Raw genomic sequence first — 21,611 nt, forward strand, 5'->3', positions numbered from 1 at the left:
TATTCATATATTATTCTTCTACTGATTCTTCCTCTTCTGCCTTCACCGGTTCTGGTTTCATAAGAGGGAAAAGTAATACATCACGAATGGATGCAGAGTCTGTTAAGAACATAACTAGACGGTCGACACCGATACCCAAACCTGCAGTTGGTGGTAAACCATATTCTAATGCTGTAACGAAGTCTTCATCCATACGATGCGCTTCATCATCACCTGCTTCACGTTCTTTTAATTGATTTTCAAAACGTTGTTTTTGATCGATTGGATCATTTAACTCGGAGTAGCCATTGGCCAATTCACGACCATAGATAAAGATCTCAAAACGTTCTGTAGTCAATGGTTTCTCGCGATTTTGTTTTGCCAACGGAGAAATTTCAACTGGATGTCCATATACTACAGTTGGTTGCATCAAGTTTTCTTCTACATATTCTTCAAAACATAAATTCATGATTTTACCAATACCATCGGCTTCACCATATTCTACATTTAAGCGGTCTGCAATCGCACGTGCTTCACTCAATGTTTCAATCGCATCAAAATCTTCCCCAGTGTATTGTTTAATACCTTCTTGCATAGTGATACGATTCCATGGTGGAGTCAAATCAATATCCATGCCTTGGTAGTTAATTTTTGTCGTACCTAGTACTTCTTGTGCACAGTAGGAAACAACTCCTTCTGTTAAGGCAATAGCATCTTCAAAGTTACCATAGGCTTGGTAGGATTCCATCATAGTAAATTCTGGATTATGACGGATAGATACACCTTCATTGCGGAAAGAACGGTTAATTTCATATACGCGTTCTAAGCCACCTACAATCAAACGTTTTAAATATAATTCAGGGGAAATACGCATATAGATATCAATGTCTAAGGCATTGTGATGCGTAATGAATGGGCGTGCTGCTGCACCACCTGGAATAGCATGCATCATAGGAGTTTCTACTTCCATGAATTGTTTACTATTTAAATACTCTCTAATTTTTGCTACGATTTTTGTACGTTTTACAAATGTATCACGAACGCTTGGGTTTACGATTAAATCCACATAGCGTTGACGATAGCGAAGTTCAGTATCTTTCAGACCATGCCATTTTTCTGGCAATGGACGAAGCGATTTAGACAATAAAGTCAATTTATTAACTTTCACTGTAATTTCGCCTTTTTGTGTTTTAAACACATGGCCCTCAATACCTACAATATCGCCCATATCAAGCATTTTTACATATTTGTAGTCCTCTTCTCCCATCACATCTTTACGGAAGTATACTTGAATATCGCCAGATAAATCGCGCAAATTAGCGAAGGCTGTTTTACCATGAGAACGAATTGTCATCAATCGACCAGCAATCACAACTGGTTGACCATCAAAATCACGAAATTCATCCTTAATTTGGAGTGCCTTATGTTGAACAACAAATCGTTGTCCAAATGGATAGATATTATCCTCTTCATATTGCGCCAACTTTTCGCGGCGTACCAACATTTGATCGTTTAAATCCAATTGTTCTGGCACATGTTTTTCTTCGCTCATGAGGGGCCTCCTTATACTTCTTTACCCTTATTGAATGCTTAATATTTTAAAACTCACCATACCATCTGGTGTGTTTACTTCTACTTTGTCACCTTTCGCTTTTCCTAAAATCGCAACGCCCACAGGGGATTCATTAGAAATACGATTGTTGAAAGGATCTGCTTCAGAAGAACCTACGATAGTATATTCTAATTCTTCATTAAACTCTTCGTCTAATAAAGTTACTTTACTACCTACTGTCACTGTATCGCCTTTTACATTTTCATCAATGATTTTAGCAGTATTAATTTTATTTTCTAACTCGATGATATGACCCTCGATGAAAGCTTGTTCGTTTTTCGCATCATCATATTCAGAGTTCTCTGAAATATCACCATAGGAAATAGCAATTTTAATACGCTCTGCTACTTCGATACGACGTACAGATTTATAATGATTTAATTCTTCTTCTAGTTTCTTCAACCCTTCGGCTGTAAGTAAGGTTTCTTTTACCTCTGCCATGTATGTCTCTCCATTTCTATTCCTCATATACAGAAAACAGTGCCACATGACACTGCCTCCCTTATGAAAAAGTTACTTAAATTTCTTATTAACAATAGCTATAATTATACTGACTTCTCTTATAAATGTCAATCTAAAAGCCTACCCTGACATACATGTGAATTGACACTATTTTTTATAAACACTTTCATAAATTGCTAAGGCATCCTCAGCGGTTAGATTACTGTATGCAGTCGGATAGCGAACGCAACTGTTCGCAATATGTGGTAACGATTCTTTCGGAATCCCCACTTCTTTTAGTGTAGAGGGAGCCCCTATTTCTTTGAAGTATGCTTCTAAGGCTTCAATACCAGCTAATGCATACTCTGCATCACTCATAATGCCTTGTTCAATGCCCCATACTTCCTTAGCAAATCGCATCAACCGTGGGGTAGCATTAGGTAAAATCCAACGTAAATACGCTGGATGCATGATTGCCAATCCTGCTCCATGCGGAATATCATAAAAAGCTGATAAGGCATGTTCTAAAGCATGCGTCATCCAATCTTGATCTTTACCTAATCCTAAGGAACGATTCAAGGCTAAGGTGGCTCCCCACATAATATTAGAGCGGGCTTCATAATCTTCTAAGTGTTCCATAGATTTCCGGCCATTGCGCACAATGTTTTTAAAGATTCCCTCGATGGCAGAATCTGTTACATTATCATCATCTGGTGTAGACACATATTGTTCCAATAAATGAGACAACATATCTACAATACCATAGGCAACTTGTTCTCTCGGTAACGTATAGGTATACGTAGGATCTAACATAGAAAATTGCGGAAACAGTGCTGGTCCATAACCGCTTAATTTTTTCTGTGTTTCCCAATCCGTGATAACTCCGCCACTATTCATTTCACTACCAGTGGCCGCCATGGTTAAGACCACACCAAATGGCAACGCCTCTGTCACAGGTTGATGTTCTAAAAAGAAAGTTTGCCAAAAGTCAACCGTATCTGGCAACTTGGATCCACCTGCAATAAATTTGGTGCAATCAATGACAGAACCGCCACCAACAGCTAAAATAAAGTCAATGTTATGTTCTTTGCATACAGCAATGCCTTCACACACTTTCGTAGTCCGTGGGTTTGACATAATTCCACTTAACTCAAATACTTCCTTACCTGCTTGTTGTAAGGCTTTTCTCACCGCATCATAGACACCATTCTTTTTAATACTTCCTCCACCATAGGTGAGTAATACTCGTGTGCCATAGTTACTCAATTCAGTAGTCAATGATTCCTTCACACAATCTTTACCAAATACAATTTTGGTTGGATTATGGTACATAAATGATTTCATTCAATCCTCATCTCCTTCCTAGTAACTCCCCCTATCGGTGATAGAATGAATAGGCAATTGTTCTTTCATAGACGGTATCTGCCTTCGTCTTGCTTTCACCATTCATATTGATATCATTCGGTACGAATTGCGGCTCAATGGCAATCCCTGCATGACTGCCATAATGACGATCTCGACCATCTTCGTTTAACCAATTTCCTGTATACACCTGAAAGTGTGGCGCATCTGTATGGAATACTGCTGTTACATCCTTACCTTGTAACACCGCAAAAGGTACAATAGATTCCATCGTACTCGTTCCCTCTATTGGAGCCGTTACAAAATCATGGTCATAGCCTTTATATTGAATTAGATCCCCAGCATAATAATCCAATGCTTTTTGTAGATCCATCCCCTGTCTAAAGTCAAAGGGCGTTCCTTCCACTGACGCTGGTTCTAGTTGAGGAATTTGGTGGTCTCCAAACGGCATATACTGATGAGAGCCTAATTCTAATACATGGTTTGATAAGTCACCTTCTCCATGCAGATTGAAGTACACATGGTTCGTCAAATTTACAAAGGAATCTTCCGAGGTTGTGTAGGCATAGGTTACTACTAGAGTCTGTTCTACCAATCTGAACACCGCTTCTACATATACATCTCCAGGAAATCCATCTTCTTCAGATGTAATGGAATGCGATAGATGTACCACCGTATCAGAACAATTTTCCTCCACTACATCCCACAAACGATGTCCAATATTTCCTTTGCCACTATGCAGTAAGTTAGGTCCATTATTAGCTTCTAGTTGGTGGACTGTGCCATTCCACGTATAGGTTGCATTGGCAATACGATTCGCCACACGCCCCACAGTGGCTCCCAGTTGACCATGCTTTGTTTCATAGTCTTGTACAGAATCATAACCCAATGCTAAATGACGCTGCAGCACTTTGTCATAGACAGCTACAATAGTGGCACCATAATTACTAATTTGTACTTTCAGTGCATCATTTTCTACTGTATATACATGCGCTTCTTGGCCTGTTTGCACTCGTCCAAAAGATTCTACTTTCATCACAACTCCTAACCGCCGATACGCCACATAGGACGTTCCACTTTTTCAATGGAATCTCCATCATGACTCGCATACCGACCTTGTAACGCTTCTTCAATACAATGCAATATAGCTTGCGGTGTACCACCATGTTCGATAAGCCCACGCAAATCCAAATCTTCATCACGCAACAAGCATAAGCGTAACGAGCCATCCGCAGTAAAACGAATACGATTGCAAGAAGAACAATATTGATTGGACAAAGGGAAAATAAACCCAATTCGTTGTCCATTTGGCAATTGGAAATATTGAGCAGGCCCAAACCCCAATCGTTCTGTAACAAGTTTCAACTCGGATCCTACAATGCGTTCAATCTGAGCCTTCCATTCTGCAAAGGTAGGGACATGATTTTGTTTACCTTGGAACGGCATATATTCAATAAACCGCCACACCACATTCCACTTGTTTCCATAGTACAATAAGGTCTCCACTTCTTTATCAGAAAATGGTGCTTGTACAACGGTATTAATTTTTATATTTTGAAAGCCTGCAGACTTTGAGGCTTCTATACCTCGAAGTACGCCAGCTAATTGTCCATTGCGACCTACCGCTTTGGCAAAGCCTTCCTCTTCCACAGAGTCTAAACTAATATTTAGTCGCTGCACTCCTGCAGTAAATAGACGTGCCGCATGGGTTTCTAAAAGACTACCATTGGTAGTCATAGAAATATCTGAAAACCAGTGCCGTTCCTGTATATGCTCTAGCAGCTCGTATAGATATGGATACAGCAATGGCTCTCCCCCAGTTAAGCGCAAAGCTTTGACTCCGCCTAAGTGCAACGCCTCTAACAGAGGCAACCAAAAACTTGGTGCCAACACAGGCGCCATGGCTTCCGTAATTTCCTGCGGACGACAATAGGCACAGCAGAAATTACACGCTTCCGTTAAGGATATACGGGCATACTCAATGACACGCCCTTGGCTATCACGCATTGACTGGCTCCTCAACAATACGAACTGTGTCGCCTACTTGAATCTTCCCACCTTCTAGAACTCGGCCGAAAATCCCTTGTGTAGGCATAATGCAACTTCCTACTTGTTGCATAATTTCGCAACCTTGATGGCACTCTTTACCGATTTGCGTAACTTCGACAATCGTTTTGCCCAACCCTAATTTAGTACCCACTGGCAATTGAAATAAGGTCAAGCCTTCTACTGTAATATTTTCTGCAAAATCTCCAGGGTTCACATCAGCTCCACTTTTACGCATTAACTCGATACTTTCAATACCAAGTAGGCTTAATTGACGATGCCACGGACCTGCATGAGCATCTCCTTCAATCCCATGATTGACTACTAACTCCGCTTCTGGGATATTTGTTTTCTTTTGTCCTTTTGCTCTACTAATTGAAATAGCAATAATTTTTGCGTCCATTATATCTCCTTAGATTATTATATTCAAAATTACCTATATAGTTCCTATTATAACACGTTTACTTCTTAAAGCTATAACAAAACGCACGTTCGTATCGAAATATAAGTAACCATTATATCTCTTCAAAACGTGCGTTTGTTTTCACCTACCAAGACCCATTGATAGATATTTCTATTCCTTTGTATCTTCTTGACCCAATCCATTAAAAACTACATTTAATACAACTGCTAGAATGCTACCAAAAGTAATACCACTTTTAAAAATAATTTTTGCTGCTGCAGAAAAGTTATGGTAAAACTGTGGCACTGCAATCGGTATCATAGCAACTCCAATACTAAGTGCCACAATCATAAGATTATGATTATTATCATATTCCACCTTTCCTAAGGAACGAATACCACTTGCTATAATCATGCCAAACATGGCGATACCAGCTCCTCCAAGCACTGGACTAGGTATCGATGCTACCACTGCAGCTAATTTAGGAAATAAACCTAAGACCATCAAGATGATTCCTGATGTAGCCACCACAAAGCGGCTCTTTACATTGGTCACCGCAATCAAGCCAATGTTTTGTGCGAAGGCTGTGTAAGGGAAACTATTTAAAATCCCTCCAATACATGTGGATAGGCCATCAGCTTGCAAGCAAGAACTCAATGTTTTCTTGTCTACTTTCTTATCGACGATCTCTCCAATGGCAATGGCATCTCCCGTAGTTTCCACCATGCACACAGTCATAACCACTAGCATGGCTATAATAGAACTCACGTCGAAGCTTGGCATACCGAAGGCAAGTGGCGTTACTAATGCTACCCATTCCGATTGGGACACTTCCGCAAAATGTACCTCTCCTAAGCAGTACGCAATCAGTGTTCCCCCTAAGAGACCCATAAGGACTGATAAATTCCCCAGAAACCCTTTCGCAAATCGATTGACTAGCACGACTATTACCAATGTTAATCCAGCCAACCACATTCTTGTAGGGCTTGCATAATTGGGATCACTGGGTGATACCCCTGCAATCCATGTAACCGCTACTGGCATAAGGCTAATCCCGATAATTGTCACAATAGTACCAGTCACTACTGGCGGAAATAGACGAATGAGTCGACTAAAATAAGGTGCTATTAAAAAGGTAAACAGACCGGCTACAATAATGGCACCATACACAGCAGTCATTCCATGCTCTGATCCGATAATAATCATCGGTGCTACAGAAGCAAAGGTAACACCTTGAATCATAGGAATCCTTGCTCCCACTGGTCCTACACCTAGCGTTTGAATCAATGTGGCAATACCACAAGCAAATAAATCTGCATTAATTAGTCGAATCAAATCCTGTGATGATAACCCCAACGCATTAGCTAAGATAATGGGAACCGCTACTGCCCCTGCATACATTGCCAATACATGTTGTAACCCATAAGATACCAACTTGGATAGGGGTAACATTTCGTCAATTGGATGCACCTGTTTTTGAATTTCACTCATGTCATCTCTCCATTCTTCACCGGAATATTAAGAAGTAATGCTAATCATAATACAATAACATTAAACCACGGCTTATATCATTTGTCAAAAAAATAGCCTACTCTTATTATGAGTAGGCTATTTCATCAGATAGAAATCTTACTTTCTTTTATATTCTTTTATCGTTGGATTATGATCTTTCATCGCGCTTTCCAGTCCAAAGATAACCATTTCATTCATATACGTACGCAATTCATCATTGTGAACCTTCTCAGCATGGCGAGCTAAAATTCCTAGGAACTCTTCTTTATAAGTGTCCACTTCATTCGCTGGCACATAGCGATGACTATTCAAATAATTTTGGTAATCTGCATATAAATTATTTAATACCTTTCTTCCATAGCTGTCTTTTTTCCAACGATGGCTTTCAATGTAAAAGTTTTTCCGTACATTCATATAATATAGTGCATTAGTCACATCCAATTGACCTGCAGAGATAACTTGATGTGTTTGTAATTCAAATAATTGTTTACTATGCTCTTGACCATAATTAGCAAAAGTATCCACTATTTGTTTTACTTCCCAGTTTGGGCTTTCTACAGTAATCTTAGCCTGCATCTCTGTAATGGCTTGCAGTCCTTCTTGCTCTGGTAACATTAATGGATCTTGTGCTGCATACGCTGTTTGACCTAAGGCTATAACACCTACCATAACAACTCCTAGTATCCAACGTTTACTTTGTATTTTCATACAAAACTCCTTTCAACTATTGATTCAAATCTATTCATTTTGATTATATGATATCATTATACAACTTCCAACATTTTTATTCAACATACAATTATCTATCAAAAAGCTGTCATCAATGTATCATGGATGACAGCTCATTACTATTCTTCTGGTACAGTACCTACATGGACCGCTACAATACCGCCTGTGAGCTCAAAATACTTCGCATCTTCTAAGCCTACCTCTTTAAAAATCTGTAAAACACCTTCTTGTCCTACATACCGGTGTAACGATTCTGGAAGCCACGCATACGATGATTGATCATGACTCAATTTCCCCAGTAAGGGCAGAATCTTTTCAAAGTACAAGTAATAGGCTTGTTTAAACCCAAACATAGTAGGTTTAGCTAATTCCAGGGTAACCACTTTGCCCCCTGGTTTAACGACACGCTTCATTTCACGAATCGTTTGCTCAATACTTGGCACATTGCGCAAGGCAAATCCAGATACGGCACCATCAAAGGAATTACTTTCGTAAGGCAAGTCCATAGCATCCCCTTGGATCAAGGTCACACGATCTGTATACCCTTCTTTCTCTAGTCGATTTTGTCCTACCGCCAACATTTCAGGGCTAAAATCAAGTCCTTCCACATGTAAGGATGGAATTTCTTGTAAAGCCGTTTTCGTTAACATACAGGTCCCGCAAGCAATATCAGCCAATCGCATACCTTCTTTTAATTGTAATTGTTCTATGGCAAATCTACGCCATCGTGCATCTTGGTTAAAGCTCAACAAGGTATTCATCACATCATAATGCTTAGCAATATGAGAGAATACATCTTGCACATAGGCCTTTTTATCATCATGTGTTTTAAATTCCACAACATACCTCCAGTTATTTATACCGCTTTTCATTATACACGAATGGATGAGGATATTCCATAATTTGTGATTTTTTTCTCTTGCCAAAAGTATATATTCCGTTTATAATGTCCTTATGTCTTTTATGAGTAGATATTTGTACTCGATTTTAAGTATTTATAAGTATAAGGAGTTTTTATGAGGGCATTATTTCAATTTATCAATAAATTTAGCCTCATTCAGCAAATCTGTGTGGGCCTCTTGATCGGCACTGGTATTGCCGTATGGTCCCCTGAAAATGCTGTGAAGTTATCTTTATTAGGTACCATCTTCGTTGGTGCGCTAAAAGGTGTAGCACCAGTATTAGTATTTTTCTTAGTCATCGCCGCAGTTAGTCGTCATCGCTCTGGTCAAAAAACGGGAATGAAATCTATTATTGTATTATACCTGATTGGAACATTTGCGGCTGCTGCACTTGCTGTAGTAGGTAGTTTCTTATTTCCTACTACCTTGTTATTGACAGCTTCCCCAGCAGATACGGCTCCTCCTAATGGTATTACTGCGGTATTATCTACCTTATTAACAAACATTGTGGAAAATCCTGTGAAAGCTATCTTAGGTGGCAACTACATCGGTATTCTTGGTTGGGCTTTATTATTTGGTTTTGCACTTCGTCATGCAGCCAACGAGACAAAAGATGTAATGGCTTCTATTTCTGATGCTATCACACTAGCTGTGCAATGGATTATTAAATTAGCGCCGCTTGGTATTATGGGACTAGTCGCTCAATCTATCGGTGAAAATGGGTTAGGTGCTTTACTAACTTATGGTAAATTATTATTAGTCCTATTAGGATGTATGTTTGTTGTTGCATTAATTATTAATCCAATTATCGTAGCGACCATGATTAAACGCAATCCATACCCATTAGTATTCCGTTGTCTACGTGAATCTGGTGTCACTGCATTCTTTACTCGTAGTTCTGCTGCAAACATCCCAGTGAATATGGATTTAGCAAAACGATTAGGTATCACTGCTGATACGTATTCTATTTCTATTCCTTTAGGCGCAACTATCAATATGGCTGGTGCGGCGATTACGATTACTGTCATGACATTAGCCGCTGTATCCACATTAGGCATTCAAGTAGATGTGGCAACTGCTATTTTACTTAGTATTATTGCTACCATCTCTGCTTGTGGTGCCTCTGGTGTAGCTGGTGGTTCTCTGCTATTGATTCCACTAGCTTGCTCCCTATTCGGTATTTCCAATGACGTAGCTATGCAAGTCGTAGGTGTTGGTTTCATCATCGGCGTAATCCAAGACTCCACGGAAACAGCCTTGAACTCTTCTACAGATATCTTATTTACAGCTGCTGTAGATTACGCTCGTCACGGATATCCGGCTGACAAAGTATAAAGCTTAATTCATACATAGTGTTTGAAGGCTCTACTTGTTCTTTAATATGGGATGCCCAATAAAATCTGAAATTATATGTAGCTTATAAACGTAAGCACTAACAAGGACTGGTACAACCTGTACCAGTCCTTTTGTTATCTTCTCCATCATAAATTTTGTCTATTTTCCATTACACACCAGTATAGCCATGGACCACATTCGGTTTCACTACAAAGGTTGGTAGTACTGCCTCCACTAATTGACTCAATTTCCGTGAAAGTTCCTCTTTCGAATATTTCACACCATGTGGTACTTGTACGTCAAATCCTATCTTTTTATTATCTACATCGATTCGGATATCGTATAAAGAAAAACTTTCATCATAGGCTTCGATAACTGACACTAGACGTTGTTGTAACGCTAGGGTTTGTTCGTTTACAACGATTGGATCCATATGGATGGTCAGTTTTAACTGTAATTCTTTCAAAGCTTGTCGTTCTACACAGTCAATCATGTTATGGATAGTCATTGCATCTTGTTTTGCATCTACTTCTACGTGGATAGAAGCATACTCATGTCCTGGACCATAATCATGAATCATTAAATCATGAGTTCCTAAAATTCCCGGTTTAGATTCTACAAAATCAGTAATTTCTTGTACTCGCTCTCCTGTAGGTTCAAATCCTAGCAAGCGGTCAGTAGCCTCTTTCAACACCTCAAAGCCCGCTTTTGCAATGATTAGCGCCACGATAAATCCTAAATAGCCATCTACGCTCAACTGGAATATACCACCCAATAATAAGCCAATCGCAATTGCTACGGTCGCCCATACATCGGATAATGCTTCTTTCCCATTAGCACGCAAAATAGGAGAATCAATACGATTACCAACAGACCGCAAAAAGAAAGATAACCAAATCTTTAATACCATAGCTCCCAACATGACAGCCAGTGCAGATAAAGAAAATTCTACTATTTCTGGGTTTACAATGTGTTCTACCGCTTCAATCCCCAATTGGGCAGCCACTACAAAAAGTAATATGGAAAACCCAATAGACAATAGATATTCCATTCGACCATGTCCATATGGATGCTCCGCATCTGCTTTACGCCCAGACAATTTAAAACTCAAAAAGGATACTAAGGAGCCCCCTGCATCAGCTACATTATGGATGGCATCACTAATCATGGCAATGGAGCCAATAAGGAACCCAATGAGTAATTCCCCCAGACAAACTAACACATTGACCACAATACCCATCATACTTGCTATGATACCATATTGTTGGCGTACACTAATATCTTTTACTTCATCTTTATTTTTAACAAATAAACGGATTAATACTTCTGTCATACATACTCCTTTAACAATGTAATACCTATTTACTGAGCTTTACATAGGAATCTTTTTCTGGCTCCCTATACACAGCTTTATATTCTCAATTACTTTCTCATTATATACCTTCATTTCTATTTTATCAACTATATTTTTAATTGAGAATGTGCATTTTCAAAATTGTTATATCCTATGATATATACTCATACAATAGCATATACTTTATTTCTTCTATTATATTTTCTACTTTTAGGCCTATTATTAGGTTCATCCTTCTTACATCAGCCTTATATATAGTAAAATATTTTTTTGTCTTCTTACTTAAGCTATTTCACAAAGTAAAAAAGTGATACCATAAAAAGCTGTAGTGATAGTATCCCCATCACTACAGCTTTATTATATATCTCAATTAATAGATTACCATTTATGTTCGTAGAATACTTGTGTCCACATAGACACTTCCGACAATGTTGGGTGCGGAGCCATAGCCTCCCCAATGGAGATAACAGATTGTGGATCCAAGTACCGTGTCAACCCTTGTGCACGTAGTTCTTTTGTTGTGCTAGAGCCTATTTCTTCATGAACAGGTACTAATTTCACTTCACCACTATTCATTAAATGTACATATGGTTGAAACAAGATAGAGGCTTGTGGTCCCACGATATGAGCCCCTAATAGACGATTCGTAGCTTTGTCAACTACTACTTTGATAAACCCGTCATGTACATCACCTTTATCAATCCCTAGAGCCATCCCTTTAGCAGAATTCGAATAATGATTGATACCAACACCTACATCATAACCAGCTCCCTTTGCTTCCGCCTCTGTCATGCCAATACGGCCTACTTCTGGATAGGTGAAAGTCACCATAGGAATCAAATCATAACGCGCCCAGCGATAGTCTGTTGGAGATGTCGCACGATATAAGTTATGAGAGATAATATCTCCTTCATAGTTGGCACGATGACGGAAAGCAGCATTACCATTTACATCACCTAGTGCATACACGCCTTCTACAGAAGTTTCCAAAAATTCATTAGTTTTAATCCAGCCACCTGGTAATTGCTCAATATGAGTATTTTTTAAGTGTAACTCTTCTACAGACGGCGCAATACCCGTAGCCACTAAAATTTCATCCACACGGATTTCAGACACGTCACCAGTGGTACGGTTTTTCACAGTGATGACTTTATCACCAGCTTCCACACGTACATTGTCACACACAGTGTCTGTCAACACGTTCACGCCGATAGCTTTCATTTCTTCTAAAATATGTGCAGAAATGGCTTCATCTTCTTTTGGCAATAAACGCACATTACGTTGGATCAACGTCACTTCTGTACCCGCTGCGGCAAAAACTCCAGCAAATTCTGTACCAATAGGACCACCACCAAATACAGCTAATCGTTTATATGGTGTTTTTGGGTATTCATTACCAAATAACCTCTCACTGGTAATGTATCCAGCTTCTTCTAAACCATCTACGTGATTCACTTTAGAATGACCACCAGTACCAATGATAATAGTAGGTGCAGTAATTTCCTCAGTTTTTGTACCATCTTGTAATGTTACATATAATACTTTATCATTTACAAACGTAGCCGCTCCATGGTATACATCAGCATTATCAAAGCTTTCATAAAACTCTTTGACCCCTTTGCTTTTATTGATAGCTTTCCATACGCGTTCACTTACTACATCCCAATTTAATGTAGGTGTCGGAGCTTCTACACCGATTTTTTTCCAACCATGACTTTCATGTACCACATCTGCTGCAGTCACCATTACTTTGGTCGGGATGCAACCACGAGTCAAGCAAGTACCACCAAATCCTGTTTTTTCGATAACAGCTACACGTTTACCAGCATTTAGTGCTGCATCAGCCACTAAACTAGCACCACCAGTACCAATTACGATTACATCATATTGTTTCATTTATGTCATCCTTTCTAAACTAATGGATAATCCTTATTCTTTAATATACAGTATATCATATATCGACCATTTTAGATATGAGAATTTTTACTATTTTCCACTAGCGATAGAATCTAATAATTCAATATACGTTTCTTTCGTTAAAGGTGCCTCAAAATGTTCTAGAATCTCTTCTGCCACTTGAGCCTCATCATACAATAAGTCCACAATCGTCATAGCTAAGGCTTGTGCCGTTTTAATATAGGCTACATCTGGAACGGTAATGTTGTATTCTGCACTATGAAGCACCCCTTCAATACATCCTACCCAAGGATGGATGACAGGCATTAAGTGGGATACATCCCCCATATCTGTACTGGCCGTCATATGTACCCGTTGACGTACGTGTTCAGTGCCAAATAATGGCTCTGAGTTAGATCGTAATAAATTGTTCATATCAGGATTATCACGCATTGGTAGATAGCCCGGTAGATCATGAATCACACAAGTAGCACCCACTGCATCTCCACCTGCTTTCAAGGCACGATTCACTCGTTGATTGCCATCTACAATAGCTTGTATGTTAGAAGCGCGCACATAACTTTCTACTTGTACATAATCTGGTACACAATTCACCAAGGTCCCCCCTTGGTTAATAATCGGATGGAAACGGAAATAATCGCTTTCTTTGAAAGTCTCACGAATAGCATGGACCCCCATTACCCCCATCAAAGCTGCATTTAATGCGTTAATTCCTTCATGCGGAGAAGCCGCCGCATGGGCAATTTTACCATGGTATTCAATCAATTTTGCCACAAATCCATTGGAGCTACTACCTAAGTTCATTTCTCCAGTCGGTGTATCCGCTGTTTCCACATGCATTTGCATCGCCATATGAATATCATCAAAGGCACCTTCATAAATAAGCTGTTGTTTACCACCTAAATATTTAATCGTTCCTTTCTCACGCAATGTATTGCGATAATCAACTTCAATCATCTCTTCTGCTGGGACCGCAAATAAAACTACATCCCCACCGAGAGCTTCCATAACACCTTCCGCTTGTAAGCCCATAGCGACTGCAAATAAATTAGCAATTTGCACATTATGTCCACAACAGTGTGCCGCGCCTGTCATAGGATCTGCCTTTGGATGACGATGACATACAATGGCATCTAGTTCACCAATCATGGCTACTGTTTTTTTAGATGTACCGCCCTGCAAGCGTCCTTTCACACCTGTAATCGCATGTCCTGTTGTAAACGGAATCCCTAATTCCGTAAACATATCTTGTACCTTTTGAGATGTTTTATGTTCTTTATATCCCAATTCTGGTTCATCCATAATGGAACTAGCTAATGCACGCAATCGATCTTGACCTGCTACAATAGCATCACACACCCGTTGCTTCACTTCTTCTTTCGTTAACATAATTGGTCTCCTTTTATATTGTATGAAAATACCTTTCACTAAAAGATATTTATGTATAACTCTTGGACTCTATTGTACCATGAAATCAAAAAGAGAGTTGATAGGAAATCATCAACTCTCTTTCATTCGGCTCAACTATAACCTATATGGTTGTATTCAAGTTTAAATCACACCTTGCATATGTAATACAAAGTGAGCCACTGCAGCCGCACAAATAAAAGTGCCTGCCGTTACCGCTAACGCAACTGGAATAATTCTCCAAGATAGACGACGGAATGCTCCTAAATCTTTCCCTAAGGAAAGGCCTGCATAGGCTAATACTGGTGTTGTTGTAGCCAAGAACGTTACTTCTTTTGTTTGTGCAATAATCCATGCTTGTCCTGGCATGACTGGCAAGGAGGCAATGACACCTACTAAAGATACCCAGAAGACCATAGGAAAACGATTGGCTAACGGCAAATAGGAAATAATCGCACCAATAATTGCTAGTCCAGCAATCACAAAGACCCCTACAAGGCTTGGGCCCAATAGATGCTTGCCATCAATGATGTTCCCCACAGCAGTCATAATCGCTGCAATACATATGACAATGACAAATTGTGTAATTTTTTCACTCATAGTCATCTTATTGTCCCTCCTCTGCCAAATCTTGTTCACGTGTACGACCTGTAAAGAAATTATATATTTTTTCCATCACAGGTAAGGATACGAAAATACCAAAGTACACACCTAGTACAGTGGTCAGCAAATTAGCTGCCCCCGCTAAAGCTGCGATTTGCGCTTCATATTCTGGATATACTGCAATAATAGGTGCTGTAGAAGCAGCCATCATGCTAGCACTACCTACGCCGGCACCCATAGCCAAAGCCAATGGATGGAACCAACCCATTTGAGCAAAGAATCCTGCTAGTACAGATGCCCACATAGCACCAATTAATACACCACAAATATACATGCCCATCACGCCACGACCTTCAGGAGAACTAAAACCAAATTTATCGATAATAATCGCTACATTAGGTTCTCGGTCTACAGAGTAACATGCACCTACCGCTTCACGGCGCATTCCAACTAATAACGCTACTGGTAAACCAAATACAATCGTACCAAAGAAATGACCTAACTCTTGTAACATAAGAGCCAATCCAGCAGTAGACAAAATTTCTAAGTTAGGACCAATCCCTAAGCCTACTTTCACCATTAAAAGCATCACTGCAATCCCTAGATAATCAGCAGATTTTTCCATCGTTTCCACCGTTAAAATTTTGAATGATGGAATGGATACAAAAAGCCCCATAATCAACGCATATAAAAGTGGTAAAAATACCACAGCTCCAAATCGTTGGATTCCAATCATTTCTGCAATGATGGTGATCACAAGAGCCAATGCATGTAATTTCCAGTTTTGTAACACTTGCATACAATACCTCCTATACTAATAACTATATGATTTCTTTATTATAGTAAAGTTTAACCTGCATGGTCAATGTGTCATCGATTCCGAATTAGCAAGAAGGTTGCAAAACTAAAATAAGAGGCGAATAGATGTATCTATCTGCCTCTTATGATTAAGTTCTAGTATATTGTTGTATCATGTACCTTATATTTGGCTTATGCGTTTACTAACGCTTTTCCTAATGCTTCACATTGTTCTTTACCGGAATCATCAGGTTCGCCCATTACTGGTAATTTGTCAACTACAACGCCATTAGCACCTTCTACACGACCAGCCCAGTCATCTAACCATGTGCCGCCCCAACCGTAGGACCCGAACAATACTACTTTTTTACCTGCTAATTTAGATTCCAATGCTTCATAGAATGGTGCAAATTCAGCATCTTCTAATTCTTCAGCACCCATGTCAGCGCAACCTAATGCTAATTTTTCATAGCCGGCTGCTTCATCAGCAGTGATTTCAGAAACGGATTTTACTACCACTTCTTGACCAGCATCCGCGATACCTTTACCTACAGCTTCTGCCATTGCAGCTGTGTTACCTGTTCCAGACCAATAAATTACAGCGATCATAATGTTACCTCCTAGCATGCCGTTACGGCAACCAAAGACTCTAAAGATTTTCCTTTATTCAACTGTGCGTGACAGTAGTCACGGCACATTCGAAAACAATGAAATGCGTGCATAGCCGACGCTTGATTTCCATATACCTTCCAGTCACCACAGACTTTATAGCCTGCTCCACGGAATTGAATAAACGCTTTTACATCTTCTAATGGATATCCTAAAAATACACCGATCTCATGAGGGAACACATCGCTCATTTCAATACGTTCGCGCAAATGCAATAACCAATCTGACAATGTTTTATAGGATTCATATCCATAGCCACGTAAAAATGCTAGCACCTCAGGTTGTCTCAAATAGTTCTCGAGCATACGTTCACGAAATACGAGTAATAATTTTCGTTTTTCACAATGGCATAGTTCATAAAAGAACAGGCCTTTTTGATTAAATTTATCATTATACTCATGTGTTTTTTCTACCATTGCAACCCCTAAATGCTGAGGTAATGCAACAAGATTTGCTACTTTAATACCTCGAATTGCGGGCGCACAATGGTAACCGATAATCTGCTCGATGGATTCCATTTGTCGTACCTGCCTTTTTACATAGTTTGGGGAGAACACTTGCTCTCACAGCAAATAGATAATCCGGATATATATCATCTCGAAAGATGAAACAAAATAATGAAAATTATTTCTATTATTATAATACAAATAATCATACTATCTGTCAATAAGTATGAGAAGTTTTTTCATTTAAAAAAGAAAAAGTTGCATTCTTTGTGCTCCTACTATTCCACAGTTTCCTAGAGTTATAGTAGTTCTCAAAGTTTGCAACCTCTTCTTATAATAAGTAATGTAATTCTTTTCTCAGCATTTCATCTTTCACATGGGTTATTATATAGCGCACTTTCGGCGCACCTGTACCATCAGACAGGAGGGCAATTTGTATATACATAGGATATTCTACTTGCCTAAACCATGTATTCACAATGAATTCACCAACATAGATATTTTGTTTCACTTCATGAAATGGAACAACCAATGTAAATGTTTCAGGATGCTCTTTTACATATGTTTCATACTCTTGAATCATATGTAGAGTATATTTAGATTCCCCTGACAATGTAGCAGGATGCCAATCATCTTTTTGTGGGCCAAATCCATAGAGCAAAGTTCCCTCTCCATAACGGGCATAATAATAATTATTACCTTGCTTATCCAATATCTGATGAGATGAACTTGCATCAATTCCAATATCACGCAATCCACTTTCTAATGGTTGTGCTACACCAGAAGAAAGAATAGCACTACTAGACCCTTCCTGTACCAACATTGTAGCTGGCCATTTTATAGATGTCGTATCCACTGCTTCTACGCCAGTCATCATACTTGTCATGAACCAAGAAAGAACTACCGCCAATGAAAGATATGTTATGTTTCTACTCATGGTATTCGCCTAACCTTGTTTCTTTTGCATTTTAGCCCAAGTATCGCGCATACCTACAGTACGATTCATTACAATATGGTCTGGTGTACTATCCTTATCTGTTACAAAATAGCCAGTACGTAAGAAATGATAGTGGTCACCTGCTTGTGTCGTACGGAATGCTGCTTCCCCTTTAGCAGATTTTACTTCTAAGGAGTTTGGATTCAACTGTTGTAAGAAATCTTTACCTGCTGTTTCATCATCTTCAGCTTTTAATAGATAGTCATAAAGACGTACTTCCATATCCACTGCTGTAGATGCCTCTGCCCAATGTAAGATACCTTTCACTTTCTTTTGACATCCTGTGCCAGATTTTGTATCTGGATCGTAGGTACAATGGATTTCAGTGATATTGCCATCAGCATCTTTTACCACAGATTGACATTCAATGATGTAGGCCCCTTTTAAGCGCACTTCTTTACCTGGTGCTAAACGGAAGAATTTTTTCACTGGTTCTTCCATAAAATCACCACGCTCAATGTACACTTCTCGACCAAATGTCACTTCACGTGTGCCCATTGCTTCATTTTCTGTATTATTTTCAATGATAAGTGTTTCTGTTTGTCCTTCTGGGTAATTTGTGATGACAACTTTCACAGGATCTAGCACTGCCATATAGCGTGGTGCTTTTAATTTCAAATCTTCACGAATACAGAACTCTAATAAACCTACCTCTACCATGCTATCGGCTTTAGCTACGCCAATACGTTCACAGAAATCACGAATGGACTCTGGTGTATAGCCACGACGACGCAAACCAGAAATTGTCGGCATACGAGGGTCATCCCAACCACTCACAAGATTCAACTCAACTAATTGGCGCAATTTACGTTTACTCATGACCATATTTGTTACATTTAAGCGAGCAAATTCGATCTGTTTTGGTTTTTCTGCATCTTCCCACTCTTCTAATACCCAATTGTATAAAGGACGATGTACTTCAAACTCTAATGTACATACGGAATGAGTAATCCGTTCTATCGCATCAGATACCGGATGGGCATAGTCATACATAGGATAAATATTCCATTCAGAACCTGTTCTGTGATGATCTGCATGTAAAATACGATACAACACAGGGTCGCGCATGACGATATTAGGGTCCGCCATATCAATTTTAGCACGTAATACTTTTTCCCCATCTTTATATTTACCTTCTTTCATTTCTTGAAAGAGTCGCAAATTTTCTTCTACGCTACGATCACGATAGGGACTATTCGTACCAGGTGTTGTAAAATCACCACGAGTGGCACGAATTTCTTCTGGTGTTTGATCATCTACATAGGCTTTACCTTTTTTAATCAACACTTGAGCATATTCATATAGTTTACCGAAATAGTCAGATGCATAATGTACATCCCCATACCACTCAAATCCTAACCATTTTACATCTTCTTCAATGGATTCTACATATTCCACATCTTCCTTAACCGGATTCGTATCATCAAAACGCAAGTTTGTTAAGCCTTGGTAGGATTTACCCAACCCAAAGTTAAGGCAAATAGATTTTGCATGACCAATGTGCAAATACCCATTTGGCTCTGGAGGGAATCGTGTATGAACACGTTTTCCATAGGTATTTTCTTCATTATCTGTATTAATAATCGCTTCAATAAAATTAATAGTTTGAGGCGTTGTTTCTTCCGTACTCATCATCGTCTCTTTCGATTCCATGTGATTCTTCCTCTCTTATATTGATTATACACAAGTGCAAGTCCCGCACATTCTCTTTATTATACCACAGGAACAGCTATGTTTCATCGATTTCCTGCGAATCCTATCATTTCTCACCGCCGCTGTTAAATTATAATAACCTACTCTTCAGTCTCCTTATAATTGACACTTTCATTAACACAAGTCAACAGTGGTTTACCATGCACACCAGCAATTAAATTATTCGCTGTAAGCATAGCCATTTCCTTACGAGTACGATCTGTGAAAGATCCAATATGTGGCACCACTAAACATTTGCCTGTTTTAAGTAAAGGATGATCTGCTCCAATTGGTTCAGGATCTACTACATCAAGAGCCGCATAGTCAATTTGCCCCGTTTCTAGAGCGGTTACTAATGCATCTGTATCTACAATCTTCCCACGCCCAACATTGACGAATAAAGCGGTCTCTTTCATCATTTCAAAGGCTTCTGCATCAATTAAATGATATGTTTCCTCGGTCAATGGAGCCATTACCAAAATGATATCGCTAGTAGTGAGCAATTTGCCTAATGACACATAGGTGGTCATAAGCAAGCTATCATCATTGCGACGATGACGATTATGATATTGTACGGTCATTCCGAAGGCACGTGCTCTACGAGATACAGACACACCAATCTTACCCATGCCAATAATACCCAACGTCATACGGCTCAAATCTTTTCCTTTAATATTGGATGGTCTCTCCAGCCATTTACCATCTTTCACAAATTGGGCATTTTCATAAATTCTACGGTTTGCTGCTGCCATCAATGTAAAAGCCAACTCTGCCGTTGTCTCTGTTAATACATCAGGCGTATTGCCATAAGGAATATTTCGTGCTGTTAGCGCATCTATATCAATATTATCATACCCTACAGAGGCTTGAGCAATGACCTTTAAGTTAGGCGCATCCTTCACTAAATCCTCATCCACTGTAAAATGGTTAATACTCCATAAACCATCTGCTTCACGCAACCACTCTTTTAATAATTCTTTAGGCATTTTTTCTTTTTCTGTCCACTGGCGTACTGTCACATGCTCGCTCAAATAAGCCACTGCATCTTTACGTACCAATCCTGGTACTACTACAACAGGTTTATTCATAACTCAACCCCACTTTCACTTATCTTATCTATTTATATACTATAAAAATATAATCTATAAGGTGCTCATCCTTTAACTGTCAATCAGTAGAACTCCTTCCTGTAAATTATATCATATCTATCTTTGACAATAAAAAAGGCTCTTTGTCAAATGTGGGGGCTACTCATATAAAAAGTTCTTAGCACTAGCTATTCAAATAGCTAGTGCTATTCTTTTTGCTTAATAGAAGTATACGAACTCTAAAGCGTTCAAAATGACGCAACCCATAACTTATTCTCTTTAATACTTTAATGTTATTATTACATCCTTCTGTAAACCC

At 39.1% G+C, this 21,611-nt stretch carries 21 protein-coding genes; 1 reads left to right on the forward strand and 20 read right to left on the reverse strand.

All coding sequences use genetic code 11. The annotated features are described in order from the left end of the window. Nucleotides 1-10: 10 nt before the first annotated feature. From lysS to EO117_RS06845, 9 genes are all read right to left on the reverse strand, one after another. Complete coding sequence (lysS, locus tag EO117_RS06805) at nucleotides 11-1,531, reverse strand: lysine--tRNA ligase (protein ID WP_126939728.1); 1,521 nt, start codon at nucleotides 1,529-1,531, stop codon at nucleotides 11-13. 27 nt (nucleotides 1,532-1,558) lie between these two features. Continuing rightward, entirely contained in the window at nucleotides 1,559-2,032 is a 474-nt protein-coding gene (gene greA, locus EO117_RS06810; RefSeq protein WP_126939729.1) for a transcription elongation factor GreA, read from the reverse strand. A 168-nt stretch (nucleotides 2,033-2,200) separates the two neighbouring features. Then, nucleotides 2,201-3,376, reverse strand: a complete 1,176-nt coding sequence (locus EO117_RS06815; RefSeq protein WP_126939730.1) for an iron-containing alcohol dehydrogenase — start codon at nucleotides 3,374-3,376, stop codon at nucleotides 2,201-2,203. 31 nt (nucleotides 3,377-3,407) lie between these two features. Then, on the reverse strand, nucleotides 3,408-4,430 hold the full coding sequence (locus tag EO117_RS06820) for an aldose epimerase family protein (protein WP_126939731.1): 1,023 nt from the start codon (nucleotides 4,428-4,430) through the stop codon (nucleotides 3,408-3,410). Between the two features lie 8 nt (nucleotides 4,431-4,438). Next, entirely contained in the window at nucleotides 4,439-5,401 is a 963-nt protein-coding gene (locus EO117_RS06825) for a GTP 3',8-cyclase MoaA (RefSeq protein ID WP_126939732.1), read from the reverse strand. Continuing rightward, entirely contained in the window at nucleotides 5,394-5,846 is a 453-nt protein-coding gene (locus tag EO117_RS06830; protein ID WP_126939733.1) for an MOSC domain-containing protein, read from the reverse strand. The genes EO117_RS06825 and EO117_RS06830 overlap by 8 nt, the downstream gene beginning before the upstream one ends. Before the next feature lie 168 nt (nucleotides 5,847-6,014). Beyond that, complete coding sequence (locus tag EO117_RS06835; protein ID WP_126939734.1) at nucleotides 6,015-7,334, reverse strand: nucleobase:cation symporter-2 family protein; 1,320 nt, start codon at nucleotides 7,332-7,334, stop codon at nucleotides 6,015-6,017. 138 nt (nucleotides 7,335-7,472) lie between these two features. Beyond that, a complete protein-coding gene (locus EO117_RS06840) occupies nucleotides 7,473-8,063 on the reverse strand; it encodes a hypothetical protein (RefSeq protein WP_126939735.1) in 591 nt (196 codons plus the stop codon). 140 nt (nucleotides 8,064-8,203) lie between these two features. After that, nucleotides 8,204-8,956: a class I SAM-dependent methyltransferase gene (locus EO117_RS06845; RefSeq protein WP_126939736.1), complete on the reverse strand. Its 753-nt coding sequence runs from the start codon at nucleotides 8,954-8,956 to the stop codon at nucleotides 8,204-8,206. A 144-nt stretch (nucleotides 8,957-9,100) separates the two neighbouring features. On the opposite strand from EO117_RS06845, the gene sstT reads away from it, so the two are divergent. After that, nucleotides 9,101-10,321: a serine/threonine transporter SstT gene (sstT, locus tag EO117_RS06850; RefSeq protein WP_126939737.1), complete on the forward strand. Its 1,221-nt coding sequence runs from the start codon at nucleotides 9,101-9,103 to the stop codon at nucleotides 10,319-10,321. 169 nt (nucleotides 10,322-10,490) lie between these two features. Here the strand turns inward: sstT and EO117_RS06855 are convergent, their stop codons facing one another. From EO117_RS06855 to EO117_RS06905, 11 genes are all read right to left on the reverse strand, one after another. After that, nucleotides 10,491-11,654 carry a cation diffusion facilitator family transporter gene (locus EO117_RS06855; RefSeq protein WP_240632600.1) on the reverse strand — a complete coding sequence of 388 codons (1,164 nt, stop codon included), beginning with the start codon at nucleotides 11,652-11,654 and terminating at the stop codon, nucleotides 10,491-10,493. A gap of 399 nt (nucleotides 11,655-12,053) precedes the next feature. Beyond that, a complete protein-coding gene (locus EO117_RS06860; RefSeq protein WP_126939738.1) occupies nucleotides 12,054-13,571 on the reverse strand; it encodes an NAD(P)/FAD-dependent oxidoreductase in 1,518 nt (505 codons plus the stop codon). A gap of 90 nt (nucleotides 13,572-13,661) precedes the next feature. Then, nucleotides 13,662-14,981, reverse strand: coding sequence for an amidohydrolase (locus EO117_RS06865; protein WP_126939739.1), 1,320 nt, complete (start codon nucleotides 14,979-14,981; stop codon nucleotides 13,662-13,664). Between the two features lie 162 nt (nucleotides 14,982-15,143). Then, nucleotides 15,144-15,605: a hypothetical protein gene (locus EO117_RS06870; RefSeq protein WP_126939740.1), complete on the reverse strand. Its 462-nt coding sequence runs from the start codon at nucleotides 15,603-15,605 to the stop codon at nucleotides 15,144-15,146. 1 nt (nucleotide 15,606) lies between these two features. Beyond that, on the reverse strand, nucleotides 15,607-16,401 hold the full coding sequence (locus EO117_RS06875) for a DUF3100 domain-containing protein (RefSeq protein ID WP_126939741.1): 795 nt from the start codon (nucleotides 16,399-16,401) through the stop codon (nucleotides 15,607-15,609). Nucleotides 16,402-16,592: 191 nt separating this feature from the next. Further along, on the reverse strand, nucleotides 16,593-17,009 hold the full coding sequence (locus tag EO117_RS06880) for a flavodoxin domain-containing protein (protein ID WP_126939742.1): 417 nt from the start codon (nucleotides 17,007-17,009) through the stop codon (nucleotides 16,593-16,595). An 11-nt stretch (nucleotides 17,010-17,020) separates the two neighbouring features. Continuing rightward, nucleotides 17,021-17,587, reverse strand: a complete 567-nt coding sequence (locus EO117_RS06885; protein WP_126939743.1) for a DUF3793 family protein — start codon at nucleotides 17,585-17,587, stop codon at nucleotides 17,021-17,023. A gap of 259 nt (nucleotides 17,588-17,846) precedes the next feature. After that, the gene (locus EO117_RS06890) at nucleotides 17,847-18,452 is read right to left on the reverse strand and encodes a hypothetical protein (RefSeq protein ID WP_126939744.1); all 606 of its coding nucleotides are present in this window, start codon (nucleotides 18,450-18,452) and stop codon (nucleotides 17,847-17,849) included. Between the two features lie 9 nt (nucleotides 18,453-18,461). Further along, nucleotides 18,462-20,165, reverse strand: coding sequence for a glutamine--tRNA ligase/YqeY domain fusion protein (locus tag EO117_RS06895; protein WP_126939745.1), 1,704 nt, complete (start codon nucleotides 20,163-20,165; stop codon nucleotides 18,462-18,464). Between the two features lie 140 nt (nucleotides 20,166-20,305). Then, entirely contained in the window at nucleotides 20,306-21,292 is a 987-nt protein-coding gene (locus EO117_RS06900; RefSeq protein ID WP_126939746.1) for a D-glycerate dehydrogenase, read from the reverse strand. Between the two features lie 184 nt (nucleotides 21,293-21,476). Then, a partial coding sequence (locus EO117_RS06905; protein WP_164727450.1) for a transposase occupies nucleotides 21,477-21,611 on the reverse strand: 135 nt, incomplete at its 5' end.

This window comes from Veillonella sp. VA142 (genome assembly GCF_003992135.1).
Taxonomy (GTDB): Bacteria; Bacillota; Negativicutes; order Veillonellales; family Veillonellaceae; genus F0422.

What these genes read in the sequence shown, in the direction of transcription:
- lysS (WP_126939728.1), bottom strand. Translation starts at nt 1,531, where the DNA reads ATGAGCGAAGAAAAACATGTGCCAGAACAATTGGATTTAAACGATCAA.
- greA (WP_126939729.1), bottom strand. Translation starts at nt 2,032, where the DNA reads ATGGCAGAGGTAAAAGAAACCTTACTTACAGCCGAAGGGTTGAAGAAA.
- EO117_RS06815 (WP_126939730.1), bottom strand. Translation starts at nt 3,376, where the DNA reads ATGAAATCATTTATGTACCATAATCCAACCAAAATTGTATTTGGTAAA.
- EO117_RS06820 (WP_126939731.1), bottom strand. Translation starts at nt 4,430, where the DNA reads ATGAAAGTAGAATCTTTTGGACGAGTGCAAACAGGCCAAGAAGCGCAT.
- EO117_RS06825 (WP_126939732.1), bottom strand. Translation starts at nt 5,401, where the DNA reads ATGCGTGATAGCCAAGGGCGTGTCATTGAGTATGCCCGTATATCCTTA.
- EO117_RS06835 (WP_126939734.1), bottom strand. Translation starts at nt 7,334, where the DNA reads ATGAGTGAAATTCAAAAACAGGTGCATCCAATTGACGAAATGTTACCC.
- EO117_RS06840 (WP_126939735.1), bottom strand. Translation starts at nt 8,063, where the DNA reads ATGAAAATACAAAGTAAACGTTGGATACTAGGAGTTGTTATGGTAGGT.
- EO117_RS06845 (WP_126939736.1), bottom strand. Translation starts at nt 8,956, where the DNA reads ATGAAAAGCGGTATAAATAACTGGAGGTATGTTGTGGAATTTAAAACA.
- sstT (WP_126939737.1), top strand. Translation starts at nt 9,101, where the DNA reads ATGAGGGCATTATTTCAATTTATCAATAAATTTAGCCTCATTCAGCAA.
- EO117_RS06855 (WP_240632600.1), bottom strand. Translation starts at nt 11,654, where the DNA reads ATGACAGAAGTATTAATCCGTTTATTTGTTAAAAATAAAGATGAAGTA.
- EO117_RS06860 (WP_126939738.1), bottom strand. Translation starts at nt 13,571, where the DNA reads ATGAAACAATATGATGTAATCGTAATTGGTACTGGTGGTGCTAGTTTA.
- EO117_RS06865 (WP_126939739.1), bottom strand. Translation starts at nt 14,981, where the DNA reads ATGTTAACGAAAGAAGAAGTGAAGCAACGGGTGTGTGATGCTATTGTA.
- EO117_RS06870 (WP_126939740.1), bottom strand. Translation starts at nt 15,605, where the DNA reads ATGACTATGAGTGAAAAAATTACACAATTTGTCATTGTCATATGTATT.
- EO117_RS06875 (WP_126939741.1), bottom strand. Translation starts at nt 16,401, where the DNA reads ATGCAAGTGTTACAAAACTGGAAATTACATGCATTGGCTCTTGTGATC.
- EO117_RS06880 (WP_126939742.1), bottom strand. Translation starts at nt 17,009, where the DNA reads ATGATCGCTGTAATTTATTGGTCTGGAACAGGTAACACAGCTGCAATG.
- EO117_RS06885 (WP_126939743.1), bottom strand. Translation starts at nt 17,587, where the DNA reads ATGGAATCCATCGAGCAGATTATCGGTTACCATTGTGCGCCCGCAATT.
- EO117_RS06890 (WP_126939744.1), bottom strand. Translation starts at nt 18,452, where the DNA reads ATGAGTAGAAACATAACATATCTTTCATTGGCGGTAGTTCTTTCTTGG.
- EO117_RS06895 (WP_126939745.1), bottom strand. Translation starts at nt 20,165, where the DNA reads ATGGAATCGAAAGAGACGATGATGAGTACGGAAGAAACAACGCCTCAA.
- EO117_RS06900 (WP_126939746.1), bottom strand. Translation starts at nt 21,292, where the DNA reads ATGAATAAACCTGTTGTAGTAGTACCAGGATTGGTACGTAAAGATGCA.